The following is a 13,143-nucleotide window of genomic DNA, read 5'->3' on the forward strand; positions in this document are numbered from 1 at the left end:
CCCCACTAAACTGTCGGGACCATGAAGAGGGGGGGTGCCGAAAGGCAAGGAACGTGGTCGGGCCACAAGGGTCAGACCGTGCGCACCACCCCGCCATCGGCCCTGGCCGGGGCAGGTGGCGCGGCCAGCTTAGCAGAACGAAAATACAGAAGGGTCAGGACCCATTGATTTCCGTCTAGCGGCTTGATTCACGGTTCGAAAAACGAGCGGTGATATGTCTGATCTTTTCTGGCTGACCACTGCCCTGTTGTCCGCCGCAGGGCCCGGCATCGGAGCGATCGCCGCGGCGATGATATTCTCAACTCCCATGGGCATAACCGCCCTCCTCGGCATCGGTGTCATCTTGTTCGGAGCAGCGCAGCCGCCAACGATGCATATTGTTGCTCGCAAGAAAGCTGAAACGCGGTCGTGACCACCGACCGGGGGTTTGCCACGCTCGTCAGAAGCAAAATGGCTGAACAAGAACGCCAGCTTTCGTGAATGAAGGAACCGAGACTGTGACCGGCCGGGAGCAATTCCCGAAGCCGGTCTCTGGTTACTGGGCCGAAGAAACTGAGCTTTTTTCCGTTGCCGGCCCCCCCACGAGCACTATCAATTCGAAGATCGAATCATCCGAACTCTTCCGCATACTCCACAAGGTAATCGATCAATACCCGAACGGCGGGCACGCTGGATCGACGCGGTGGAAAAACTGCGAAAATCTCGACGTTGCCCATCTCCCATTCCGGGAGAACCGGTGCGGCATCACCGCGCCGCACCTGCTGGTCGCCGAAAATCCCAGGCAACATCGTTATGCCCGCACCGGACCGGATCATCCCGAGGGCGACCGTCGGGTCACCAACAAAGACATGCGGTGGTGCGTCGCAGACAACCGTCGCGCCATCGGGTCCGGCCAGGGTCCACGTAAGAGGCGCGCCGGGCACATCGATGCAGACCCTGGGAAGGCCCACGACCGCGGCCGGATCGTCAACCGGGTGGGTCTTTGCAAATTCCACCCCGCAATAGAGCTTCATCGGTGTTGCGGCAATTTTGCGGGCGATGAGGTAAGGCTCCTCGGGACGGCCAAGGCGCAGCACCAAGTCAAGCTCCTCGGCCAAAGGGTCTGGTCCGCTGGCCGTGACAGAGATCCGTGCCGTTACCTTCGGATAGTCCCGCGTCAGTCGTGCAATGACCGGGCCGAGGAGATTCTGTCCGCTGAGCGCGCTCGCTGCGACGCGCAAGGTTCCGCCCGGCTCTTCGGTAACAACACTGAGGACTTCGATGGCCGCACTGCCCGCTTCGGTCGCCTGTCGGGCCGCATCAATGAGAGTTTCGCCCGCAGACGTCAGCCGAACCCCTGTGCTCACACGGTCGAACAGCGGACCCCGTGCGCGCTCCTCGAGACGCGCCAATGCGCGGGAGAGTGTCGCCTTCGATATCCCGAACTGACGAGACGCCGCGCTCACCCCTCCCGCTTCCGACACCAGATAAAAATGGCGAAGATCGTCAAGTCCAATAGCCGACCGCATAGGCATCGCATTCTCCATTTAAGAGCTGGAACTGATCGTTCCGCAGCGGACGGGTCCGCCATCAGCCGATGATCACGTTACCAGAAACAAAGCACTTTTGGCTGCTTTGGCTGTTCCATTTTTGGAACGATAAATTGCAAAGCTGGCACTACTCGAAACGCGGTCAAGGCCGCATCTTCGACAAAAGCAAGATGGAGGCACCATGTTGGGACCCTATGACTACGCCTTGATTGTTGGCCTATTTTTGCTGTGCCTGTTGGGGCTGCGCGGCGGGATCGTAGTTACGTCACTGCTTGCGGCTGGCCTTCTTGGGTGTGTCGTCCTGGCGCTTTCTGTCGGAACGGCCGACAGCGCGCTGGCGCTGGTTGGCATATGGTTCGTGACTGCCTTCACCGTCGTTGTCCTGTGGCGGCGCCTGCGGGGGACGACTGTCTCTGCCGGGTCAGGATTTGCCGCCTTGCTCGTGTCGACCGGCGAGTTTGCGGTGATCGCCGTCTTTGTGACCGGCGCCTTGCTGTCGCGGCTGCCGGAGGAGGCCACTCTCGTGCGCTCTGCTGCAGCCTATCCGATGATTGCCGAGGCAGGTTCCCGCCTGACAAGCCTCCCCGGGACCGGTGTGCGGCAGCCCGCCGTCATGCTCAGCTACCCCGAACCAGTGTTGCCCGAGACTGAGCCACGCGAAACCAACCGCGACGCGCGACCGATTGACTGGGCAGAAGTCACCACGTTCGACAACCGCATCACGAGAATTCTGACAGGGGGCATCGTTGCCGCAGATCGCGCGCCTGTGTCATTCGAAGTCGGCGGAACGGTATCGCAGGTTCATGTGGAGATGGGTCAGCATTTTGACCGTGGCGACATCTTGGCGGACCTTGATCCAACGCCCCTGCAACTGGCGCTTGATGAGCGTCGAGCGGCTTTGATCGAAGCCAAAGCCATAGCACATGAAGCGAATTTGACATTTGAACGGCAACAGCAGTTGCAACAAAGCGGCGCGGTCAGTCAGGCCGCTCTGGACCGCGCTCAAGCGGCTGCGGAAAGCGCGAAGAGCCGTCTCGATATGACACTTGCCGCCATTCGATCAGCGGAGGACCGTCTGAACGACGCGGTTCTGCGTGCGCCCTTCGACGGTGTGGTTGCTGCACGGTTGATCGAACCAGCCCAGGCCGTACAACCCGGTGTTCCGGTCTTCGAGATACAGAACGAAGCGGCCGGCTTCCAGATCGAACTTGTCGTTCCAGAAACCTTGATCGGAGAGATCGAGGCCGATACCGAGCACCGCGCGATCATGCTGGACGGTGCTGACAGCCCCGTGATTGCGCGCGTCCACGAAATCGGGAGCCGAGCGAACGCAACAACAGGATTCCCTGTAACACTGGACATTGTGGCCCAAACCAAGCCGGTGCGCGCCGGAATGACCGTCGAGGTACACCTGTCGCTTCCCATGCAACCGAACCGCGAAGCGGATATAGGCCTTGCCGCCATTCCCTACACGTCGATTTCCCCGGCTGATGGGGATGGACATGTGGCCTTCGTTTTTGACGAAGCAACCGGCACGCTGGAGCGCCGCGAGATCATGGTTGTTGGGCGCGAGGGCACGGTTTCGTTGGTGTCCGATGGCCTTGAGCGTGGCGAGATCGTCGCAACCAGGGGCCTTCCCTTCCTTAGAGATGGCATGCCTGTCGCGCTGCGGGGCGTAGGTATTGCCCGCTACGATGATTGAGGGCTTTATCGATGCTCACACAGATTGCCTACCGCAACCAACGCATCGTCTATGCCATCGTCGCGATCCTGATGGTGTTTGGGGTCTTCAGTTACTTCAACCTGCCCGCCCAAGAAGATCCGGCGATCACCATTCGCCAGGCGATCGTGCAAACACCCTATCCAGGCCTAAGCCCCGAACGGGTGGAAGAATTGGTCACACGCCCACTCGAACGGGCCATCCGGCGCCTTCCTGAGGTTGAGGAAATACGTTCGTCGTCGGTTTCCGGCCTCTCGATCATCCATGTCGAGGTCTATGACCGCTATTTCGCGCTGGATCAGATCTGGGATGATTTGCGCGCCGAGGTCCAGGTCGCCGCCGCCGGATTGCCCGAGGGGACGCGGCCTCCGCAGGTGTTGGACAACACCGGCGATGTGGCCGTCGTGACCGCGGTGTTGCGCTCGCCGGATCACACGATTGCGGAACTGGGCGACATGGCCACGTATGTCCGCGATCAACTCTACTCCGTAGACGGCGCGAAAGCGATCGACATCGTCGGCGCGCAGCCCGAGCGTATCTACATCGAAAGCCGCAACGCACAACTCGCCCAGCTAGGCATCAGCCCCGAGATTATAGCGCAGTCGCTTGCAAGCCAAAACACTATCCGTCCGGGCGGCCAGATCGATCTGGGCGAACGCGCTGTCCTTATCGAGCCTACGGGCGATTTCCACGATCTTGACGCCATCCGCAACACACTCATCGAGATCCCCGGAACCGGTGAGACCATCGCTCTGCGCGATGTAGCAGATGTGCGGCGCGGCATCGTCGACCCGGCCCCGCAAGCCGTTTTCTATCAAGGCGATCCGGCGGTAATGTTCGCTATTGCCATGCACGAGGGTCGCAATGTGCTGGAGTTCGGCCCCGATGCCGCAAACGCCTTGGCCGAGATCGAACAGACCCTGCCCTTCGGCTTCACCATCGACATCGCGACCTTTCAGGCGGATCAGGTGGAACAAGCCGTCTTCGGTGTTTCGTTCAACGTGCTTCAGACGCTCGGTCTGGTTCTTGGGATCGTGGTCCTGCTTCTTGGTCTGCAAACGGGTCTCATCGTCGGCGCGATCATCCCCGTTATCACGCTGGCGACGCTGGCGATCATGGGCGTCTTCGGAATGCCGCTCGAACGGATGAGCCTGGCCACCCTTGTGATCGCGCTCGGCATCCTCGTCGATAACGGGATCGTCGTCGCCGAAGACTTCAAGCGCCGCATCGGTGAGGGCGAGGCGCGAGATGACGCGCTCAAGAGTGTTGGCAACACGCTCGCCCTGCCGCTATTCGTGTCCACCTCGGTCACGATCCTCGTGTTTCTGCCGCTTATGCTCGCAGAACATGTGGCCGGCGAATACACGCGCTCGATCAGCCTCGTGATCGCGATCACGCTCTCGATCTCCTGGCTCATCGCGATGATGGTGACGCCGCTTCTGTCACACAGGTTTGCGACGCCGCCGGACCCGAGCGCCAAACGCCCGCTTTACGAACGCGCTTTCGATCCGCTGATTGCGGGCTACGAGGTGGCGATCCGATGGGCCTTGCGCCATCGGGCGCTGTTTCTCCTCGGTATGGTCGCGGCCCTCGTGGCCTCGGCCGCCGCCATCGCGACAGCGCCGAGCCGCTTTTTTCCAGGCTCAGATCGCGCGCAAATCATCACTTACCTTGACCTGCCTGCGGATGTAACGACCAACACGACGCAAGCCGAAATCGAGGCACTGCTGCCGACGCTCACCCCCGAACGGTTCGATTGGCTGATCGACCATGTGGCCTATGTGGGGTTTGGCGGCCCGCGCTTTGTCCTGTCACTGACGCCCGTGGACCCGGCACCGAACCGCGCGGTGATCGTGATGAATGTCGATGGTCCAGACAGTATGGACCGCGCCGTCACCGAACTGCGCGCACATCTTGATACCGAATTTGGCCATCTTGCCAGCCGTGTGACGCGGATGTTCTTGGGGCCTTCGGACAGCTCCGTCCTTGAGGTCCAGGTCATCGGGCCGGATCGGGACTACATCTATCAGACGGCGCGCCAGATCGAGGGGCTGATTGCCAAAATCATTCCCGGTAGCCGTGACATTCGCCAGAACTGGGAGAACCGCATCGCCAGCCTCGTGGTGGAGGTTGATCAGGCCCGCGCCCGCCGCGCTGGCGTGACCTCGGCCGATATTGCTCGGACAATGTCGGCCTATCTCAACGGTCGCCCGGTCTCGGAGTTTCGCGAGGGAGATGACGTGATCCCGATCGTCGCCCGCGCCGTCGAGGGTGAGCGCACGGATCTGGACCAGATCCGCACGCTCTCGATCTTTGGCACCGACGGGGCCGTGGTGCCCCTGGCGCAGGTGGCGGATGTGGGTTTCGTCAACGGCTATAGCCGCATCGAACGCGAGAACCTGGCCCGAACAGTGACAGTCGAGGCCCGCTCAGACCTTATGGGCGCGGAGGATATGGTGCCGCTGCTGGACGGTCCGTTAACCGAGCTGGAAGCGGCGATGCCCCCGGGCCACTCCATCGAATATGACGGCATTATCACCCAATCCGCGGAAGGCCGTGCCGCGCTGTTGGTTAATATGCCCCTGAGCTTCGGGGTGATACTCCTGCTTCTTGTCATGCAGTTTAACTCGTTCCGGCGCCCTGCGATCTTGATGATGACGCTCCCGCTGATCCTCGTGGGAGTCGCCTTGGGATTGCGCGGCTTCGGTGCGGATTTCGGGTTCATGCCGATCCTTGGCATGCTGTCGCTGGCCGGTATCGTCATGTGCAATGCCATCGTTCTGATCGACCGGATCGAGATCGAACGGGCCGCAGGACATACCGGATTTGAGCCAATCATACGCGCAGGTATGCGCCGCTTGCGCCCGATCCTGATGACGACGGTGACGACGGTTCTTGGCCTGATGCCGTTGATCGTGTCGGTCGATCCCCTGTTTTTCGGGATGGCAACGGTGATGGCGGCGGGTCTGACGATGGGCGCGATCCTGACGCTCGGGTTCGTGCCCGTCGTCTATTCGATCTTCTTCGCCAAGGAACTGGACGCCGATCCAGAAGCTCCGCCTGATCGAAGGACCCGCGCGGGAGAGGGCCAACCGGCCGTGCCTGCCGAATGACATGCCAATGGACCGACGCCCCCTGCGCGCGGATGTAACGCTCCCCACTCTTACCGGGTCGACAGACCGGCCCCACCAAAACCCGAAACCGAAATCGAAAAGGAGACCAACATGAAAGATATCGCTTGGGACATGAACGATCGGACGATCGTTCGCAAAGTTCAAACCACGCCGCACCAGAATACACTCCCGGACCCGACGCTGGAAAAGGTCAAGCAAGGCGAGCGGATGCGCTTCGATGCCCATGTGAATGTCGAAAGCATGGCTGAGGGCATGCACTTGAAGAAGGTCACAATCTTTTCCAACGTCCCCAATGGCGGCACGTGGGAGTTGATCTCGGACGAAGGCACCGCCGTTGGCGGACGCGGAACCGCGCCGTCACCGCTGATGTATTTCGCCGCCGGTTTGGGGCTTTGCATGATGAGCCATGTGGAAATGCTGGCCAAAAGCCAGGATTTCGTGATCACATCTGCACGGCTGGAGCAACGCAGCACCTGGACGACCACAATGGATCTTGGCGATATCGCACCCGCCGACAGTTATGGAAAAGGCGAGCATATGCAGCTCAACCTTGTGATCGAAAGCCCGGAAACTCCAGAGCGTCTGGCGGAGTTCATCGGCTACTGCCGACAGGCCTGCATGGCACTGCAAACCGTCGCCGCAGCCACGCCTGTGGCGACGGGTCTCCATCTGAACGGTCAGCATGTGGGCGATGTGGGCGGCACCGGTCCTCATCTGTCGGCCTGATTTGACTGAGCTTGGCGCGTTCCGGGATCTCTGTCCCGCTCACAGAACAGCGCCACGGCCGGGGCGGACGGAGGAGATGCCGCCCCGGTTCGTTCGAAACTGACAAACGCTAAGGAGCACGACAGATTGATGTCTGGGACAAAAATCCTTTTGGCCTTGCAGGGCGGCGGGTCGCACGGCGCTCTGACGTGGGGGGTCATCGACCGGCTGCTCGAGACTCCGCGCTTCGAAATCTGTGCCGTCAGCGGCACAAGCGCGGGCGCGATGAACGCCGCGATGCTGGCGCAGGGTCTTGCAGAGGACGGCGCCGAACATGCCACCGCGCTCCTCCGCCAATACTGGGCCGAGGTTGCGCAACTTGGCCTGTTTTCACCGTTTCGCCGCACGCCTCGGGCGCGCTTTCTTGGATCTTGGGCGCTCGATCAAAACCCAGCCTATCTGTGGTATGATATGATGTCGCGGTTCTGGTCGCCCTACCAGATGAACCCGCTTGACCATAATCCTTTGCGCCGAATCTTGGACGACCGGCTTGACCTCGATCTGTTGAATTCCGATGCCGCGCCCCGGCTTTATCTGACCGCAACGAATGTGCGCACCGGGCAACCGCGTATTTTCACGCAGCCCGACCTCACTATCGACACGATCCTCGCGTCTGCCGCCTTGCCCACGCTTTTTCGCGCCGTCGAGATCGAAGGCGATCCCTATTGGGATGGCGGCTACACCGGCAATCCCGCCCTGTTCCCATTGGTGCGCGATTTTCCGGGCGCCGACCTGATCCTGGTGCAAACCAACCCTTTCGAGCGGAATGGCACGCCCCGCACGGCGCACGACATTGCCAACCGGATGAATGAGATCACCTTCAACGCGGCCCTCCTGAAAGAATTGCGGGCGGCACAGCATTTGCGTGAGAAATTCGGAACTGGTTCGGCCATGCGCCTGCACCGCGTGCTGTGTGACGACATCCTGAACGATTTCGCGCCGTCCTCGAAGCTGAATGTGGAGGCGGCTTACCTCTCACATCTTCATGATAGTGGATATGCGCGGGCCGACCGGTTCCTGACCGAGGACGGCCCACGCATCGGACATGAGGAAACCTTCGACCCCGCGACCCTGTTCGCCGCGTCACAAACACACATAGCAGAGGTCCCGCAATGACCGACAGCATCCACACCCCGCAATTCTCTGCCGAGCCGACGCTTTTTGGACGGCTCACCGGGGCAATCGATCGCGCAATCCAGGCTTACCTGCCTGATCCGCTGGCCATCGTTCTCTTGCTGACGCTCTTCGTGTTTGTCCTCGGCATCGCGACGGGCGGCGGAACCCCGGTCGAGATGGTGGTTTATTTCGGGGAGGGTTTTTGGGGGCTTCTGGAATTCGCAATGCAGATGGCGCTGGTTCTGGTCACGGGCCATGTGCTGGCCTCCACCCCGGTATTTTCGCGCGCCTTGACTGCATTGGCGCGTCTAGCCAGGTCGCCAGGGACAGCAATAATCTTGGCGACGCTGGTCGCAATGGCGGCAAGCTGGATAAACTGGGGTTTTGGCCTTGTCATCGGCGCCTTCTTCGCACGGCGGCTCGCCCAAGAGGTGCCGGACGTCGACTATCGGGTGCTGATCGCAAGCGCGTATTCGGGGTTCCTGATCTGGCATGCGGGGCTCTCGGGCTCCGTTCCACTGACAGCCGCCACCCCTGGGAATTTTCTGGAGGACACCGTGGGTCTGGTTCCGACCTCCGAGACGCTTTTTGCCCCCTTTAATCTGATCCTGATCCGCGTGCTGGTCCTGATTTTGCCACTGATCAACCGTCTGATGCTGAACCACGGGGGGCCCACGACCTTTGCCCATCAGATCGACTTTCCAGAAGACGCCGGAACGGGCGGTACACGCCCCGACACCCCCGCCGCGCGGCTTGAACACGCGCCATGGCTTGGCTGGTTTGTTGGCGCATTCGGGATTGCTTTCGTGGTCTGGCAGATCGCGGCGGGCACCTTCGCGCTGACCCTTAACAGCATCAATTTCATCTTCCTGTTCGCTGCCCTCGCACTCCATGGTTCGGTGCATAGTTTCAGCCAGGCGGTCGGTCACGCCGTTTCAGGTGTGGGCGGCATCCTGATCCAGTTCCCATTCTACGCTGGCGTCATGGGCATGATGGTTGGCGCGGGACTGGCCGCCGGGCTGACCGATCTGTTCGTCGAACGAGCAGATGCGTCGACCCTGCCGCTTTTCGCCTTCCTCAGCGCGGGATTTGTGAACGTGCTGGTCCCTTCCGGAGGCGGGCAGTGGGCGGTGCAGGGGCCGATCATGCTCCCCGCCGCCGAAACCCTCGGCGCAGACATCCCGCGCGTTGTCATGGCCGTCGCCTGGGGGGACGCCTGGACCAATATGATCCAGCCTTTCTGGGCGCTGCCCGCGCTCGCCATCGCAGGGCTCAAGGCGCGCGACATCATGGGCTTCTGCCTCGTCACGCTTCTGATGTCCGGGGCTGTTCTGATGATCGGCTTAACCTTCCTGCCATAAGAGCCCGCCGCCCCTCTTTCCGGAGCAACTCGAGCCAAGGAGATCCACGACCATGACACCCCGAGACAACACACCGCCGATCAGCCACGTCAACCTCGAGGCCTCCGCGACGCCGAGCCCCCCGCGTGACTGGTATGATCTATCGCCAAGCGCAGCGCAGCTGCGCCAAGGCACCCCTAAAGACGGCCTGACCGAAGTGATGGTCGCGGAGCGTCGCGAGGCGGTCGGGGCGAACACGCTACCTGTCGCCGAACGCCCCGGCCTCGCCGTGCGTCTGTTTGCTCAGGTCAACAACGCGCTGATCTGGGTGCTTTTGGGGGCCGCTGCAATCACTGCGCTCACCGGCCATTGGACAGATGTCTGGATCATTCTCGGCGTCGTCGTGGTCAACGCCGCCATCGGGCTTTGGCAGGAAGGCAAGGCTGAAAACGCCCTGGCCGCGGTGCGCGATATGCTGGCCCCCACGGCGCGTGTGCGGCGCGCGGGGATGGTCTGCGATGTATCCGCTGCGGATCTTGTGCCCGGCGATCTTGTCCTTCTGGAGGCGGGCGACCGCGTGCCCGCCGACCTTCGTATTCTCACATCCCGGAGCCTGCGCGCCGAAGAGGCCGCGTTAACCGGCGAAGCGGTGCCGGTTGAAAAGTGCCCCGAAGCTGTCCCCGCCGGCACCGCACTTCATTCCCGCACCTCGATGCTCTTCGCGGGTACGATCATCGCCTCCGGCCGTGCCACCGGCCTTGTCGTCGCGACTGGCGAACGCTCCGAGATCGGACGCATCGGCGCGATGCTGACCGAGATCGAAACCGGTTCCACCCCGCTGATCGAAACGATGAATCGCTTCGCCAAAGGTCTGACCGTGGCTGTCTTAGCTCTCTGCGTGACTGGTTTCATATTTGCAGTTGGCGCGCGCGACTACACCTTTGAGGAGGCCTTCTTTGCCATGCTCGGCATGGCGGTCGCCTCGATCCCCGAAGGTCTGCCAGCGGTGATCACAATTACCTTGGCCCTGGGTGTCCAACGGCTGGCTGGGCGGCGCGCCATTGTTCGGAAACTGCCCGCCGTGGAGACGCTTGGCGCTGTATCGGTCATCTGCACGGACAAGACCGGCACACTGACGCAGAACGAAATGACGGTGCGCAGCTTGCGGCCCGCGGAGTTTCAACGCGAGATCGAGGTCAGCGGAAACGGCTATGACCCAAGGGGCAAGCTTCTGTGCGATGAACAGGGGCGCGAGGGATGTTTCGGGCTGTTGCACTCCGCACTCGCGACCAGCGAGGCCGATCTGTTGTGCGACGACGCCACGGGCAGGTGGCGCGCGACAGGCGATCCGATGGATGCGGCGATTGTCGCGCTCGGCCATAAGGCGGACGCGATCGACGCTTGCATTAACGAGACACGGATAGACGAACTGCCCTTTGACAGTGTGCAAAAGTTCAACGCTGTGCTGAACGAGAGCCTTGATGGTAACCGGGTCATCCATGTGAAGGGGGCCCCCGAGCGGGTTCTGCAAATGTGCGCACATGAAGCCCGCCGCGTTGGCAGCGATCCTTTGGAAATCGCGCCGTGGGAGGCACGGATCGCGACAATGGCGGCGCAAGGGCAGCGCGTGCTTGGTTTCGCGCGCAAGCATGTGACATCCCAGGACAGCTTGGACGCCCATCGCGATTTCCAGGAGGGGTTCGAGTTTCTGGGACTGGCCGGGTTCGTTGACCCGCCCCGACCAGAGGCACGCGCGTCTGTTGCCGAGTGCAGAGCCGCAGGCATAGACGTCACGATGATCACCGGCGATCACGCCGCAACGGCGCACGCCATCGCGCAAGATCTGGGCATTACCCCAGCGGACGGTACAGTGGTGCAGGGATCCGACATTGACGCGATGGATGATGATACGCTGCGTCAACGGATCGCCACCGCACGTATCTTTGCTCGCGCGACACCCGCCCACAAGCTGCGGCTGATCAAGGCTCTGCGGCACGATCGGTCGGTGATTGCGATGACCGGCGACGGTGTCAACGATGCGCCCGCTCTCAAACAAGCTGATGTCGGCGTGGCAATGGGCATCAAAGGCACGGAAGCTGCGAAATCCGCTTCAGACGTGGTCTTGGCAGACGACAATTTCGCCACCATCGCCGCGGCGGTGCGTGAGGGGCGGGTGATCTACGACAATATACGCAAGGTTGTGGCGTGGACGCTGCCGACGAATATGGGTGAGGCGCTGATTATCCTTGCCGCAATCCTCACGGGCGCGGTTCTGCCACTGGAGGCCACGCATATCCTTTGGATCAACATGGTAACCGCCGTTGCGCTTGGTCTGACTCTGGCCTTCGACCCGGCAGAAATCGGTGTCATGGCGCGCGCGCCGCGCCGTCCGGATGACCCGATGATCAACCGGGCGATGCTCTGGCAGATGTGCGTCGTGGCCGGACTCATGGCGATATCCGCCTATGGCGTTTTTCAATGGTCGCTCGCACGAGGAGATGAGGTCGCCTGTGCACGTTGTCGTGCCGGGTGGCGGGCTGTCAGCGGATGGCACCCGCTGGATACGTTGCCGCCCGGGGTTCTTTCTGCCAGTCAAAGTCCTGTCTCGACTGTTCCGCCGCCTGTTCCTCGAAGGACTGATGAGGTTGCACCGGGTCGGCAAGCTGCGCTTCTTCGGCGATCTGGTGGGACTGGCAGACCCTGATAACTTCGCGGCCCACCTCGCGCCGCTGCGCAAAACCGACTGGGTCGTCTATGCCAAGCCACCCTTCGGCGGGCCCGAAGCCGTGCTGGCCTATCTCAGCCGCTATACCCACCGCGTCGCCATCTCGAACCACCGCCTGGTCAGCGCCGATGGCGTCACCGTGGCCTTCCGCTGGAAAGACTATCGGATCAAGCGTGGTGACCGGATGAAGGTTATGCGCCTCGACACGCCTGAGTTCATCCGCCGCTTCCTGATCCATGTCCTGCCGCCCGGCTTCCACCGCATCCGCCACGCGGGGTTCCTGGCCAATGGCATTCGTCGCGACAAGATCGAGAAGATAAGGCGTCTATTGGATAAAGCACGCGAACCTGAACCGATGGCCGACGTCGATGCACACGGCGAGACACTGGAACAAGACCTGAAGCACACATGCCCAGAATGCGGCGGCACGATGCGTGTTATCGAGACCTTCACCCGTGGCCAGACCCCAAAATCCCGCGCCCCGCCATGGGAGGAGGCAGCATGATCCAAACATCACACCCGGCTCCACAATCTGGAGCCCCGGACCAGTCTCTGCGGCCGGTCCCAACGAATTTGTGCAAAGCCAAGCTTGCGACATTGCAAAGAGCCGTCGATACGAAAACTCGTCAGAGAAAACGCGATGAGATGTCACTCATCCGCCCCACTGGCCGGGCAGCTCAGTGCACCGTTTGCCAAAGCCCCGAGCCACAATCTCCATAGACGCGAAAGCCGCCCGCGCTTTCCTCCTTGTCAGATTTGTCGCCGCTGCAGCTCGTGCTGACAGCAGCCACAAACCTTGGACAGAACCGTCGTT

The 13,143-nt window shown here is 61.6% G+C and carries 7 protein-coding genes and 2 pseudogenes; 8 read left to right on the forward strand and 1 reads right to left on the reverse strand.

Features of this window, described 5'->3' with window-relative positions; translation table 11 throughout:
* Positions 1–214: 214 nt before the first annotated feature.
* Complete coding sequence (locus tag HEP69_RS08230; RefSeq protein WP_290558071.1) at positions 215–412, forward strand: hypothetical protein; 198 nt, start codon at positions 215–217, stop codon at positions 410–412.
* A 196-nt stretch (positions 413–608) separates the two neighbouring features.
* On the opposite strand, the gene HEP69_RS08235 is transcribed toward HEP69_RS08230, so the two are convergent.
* Positions 609–1,514 (reverse strand): LysR family transcriptional regulator, encoded by a 906-nt coding sequence (locus HEP69_RS08235; protein WP_290558072.1) that lies wholly within the window; start codon positions 1,512–1,514, stop codon positions 609–611.
* A gap of 196 nt (positions 1,515–1,710) precedes the next feature.
* Here HEP69_RS08235 and HEP69_RS08240 point away from each other — a divergent pair, with 196 nt between their 5' ends.
* The 7 genes and pseudogenes from HEP69_RS08240 to HEP69_RS08270 all read left to right on the forward strand — a co-directional run.
* Positions 1,711–3,231 carry an efflux RND transporter periplasmic adaptor subunit gene (locus tag HEP69_RS08240; RefSeq protein WP_290558073.1) on the forward strand — a complete coding sequence of 507 codons (1,521 nt, stop codon included), beginning with the start codon at positions 1,711–1,713 and terminating at the stop codon, positions 3,229–3,231.
* An 11-nt stretch (positions 3,232–3,242) separates the two neighbouring features.
* Positions 3,243–6,362, forward strand: a complete 3,120-nt coding sequence (locus HEP69_RS08245; RefSeq protein WP_290558074.1) for an efflux RND transporter permease subunit — start codon at positions 3,243–3,245, stop codon at positions 6,360–6,362.
* 111 nt (positions 6,363–6,473) lie between these two features.
* Positions 6,474–7,109 (forward strand): OsmC family protein, encoded by a 636-nt coding sequence (locus HEP69_RS08250; RefSeq protein WP_290558075.1) that lies wholly within the window; start codon positions 6,474–6,476, stop codon positions 7,107–7,109.
* Positions 7,110–7,238: 129 nt separating this feature from the next.
* The gene (locus tag HEP69_RS08255; RefSeq protein WP_290558076.1) at positions 7,239–8,264 is read left to right on the forward strand and encodes a patatin-like phospholipase family protein; all 1,026 of its coding nucleotides are present in this window, start codon (positions 7,239–7,241) and stop codon (positions 8,262–8,264) included.
* Positions 8,261–9,625, forward strand: coding sequence for a TIGR00366 family protein (locus tag HEP69_RS08260; protein WP_290558077.1), 1,365 nt, complete (start codon positions 8,261–8,263; stop codon positions 9,623–9,625). Before HEP69_RS08255 ends, HEP69_RS08260 begins: the two co-directional genes overlap by 4 nt.
* Before the next feature lie 52 nt (positions 9,626–9,677).
* Positions 9,678–12,083: pseudogene (locus HEP69_RS08265) on the forward strand (HAD-IC family P-type ATPase); the annotation flags it as partial.
* Between the two features lie 31 nt (positions 12,084–12,114).
* Positions 12,115–12,834: pseudogene (locus HEP69_RS08270) on the forward strand (transposase); the annotation flags it as partial.
* Positions 12,835–13,143 lie beyond the last annotated feature (309 nt).

The sequence above is a fragment of the Aestuariivita sp. genome (assembly GCF_021404545.1).
Lineage (GTDB): Bacteria > Pseudomonadota > Alphaproteobacteria > Rhodobacterales > Rhodobacteraceae > Aestuariivita.

Excerpts from the sequence above, each read along its gene's own strand:
- HEP69_RS08230 (WP_290558071.1), top strand. The coding sequence starts at position 215 with ATGTCTGATCTTTTCTGGCTGACCACTGCCCTGTTGTCCGCCGCAGGG.
- HEP69_RS08235 (WP_290558072.1), bottom strand. The coding sequence starts at position 1,514 with ATGCCTATGCGGTCGGCTATTGGACTTGACGATCTTCGCCATTTTTAT.
- HEP69_RS08240 (WP_290558073.1), top strand. The coding sequence starts at position 1,711 with ATGTTGGGACCCTATGACTACGCCTTGATTGTTGGCCTATTTTTGCTG.
- HEP69_RS08245 (WP_290558074.1), top strand. The coding sequence starts at position 3,243 with ATGCTCACACAGATTGCCTACCGCAACCAACGCATCGTCTATGCCATC.
- HEP69_RS08250 (WP_290558075.1), top strand. The coding sequence starts at position 6,474 with ATGAAAGATATCGCTTGGGACATGAACGATCGGACGATCGTTCGCAAA.
- HEP69_RS08255 (WP_290558076.1), top strand. The coding sequence starts at position 7,239 with ATGTCTGGGACAAAAATCCTTTTGGCCTTGCAGGGCGGCGGGTCGCAC.
- HEP69_RS08260 (WP_290558077.1), top strand. The coding sequence starts at position 8,261 with ATGACCGACAGCATCCACACCCCGCAATTCTCTGCCGAGCCGACGCTT.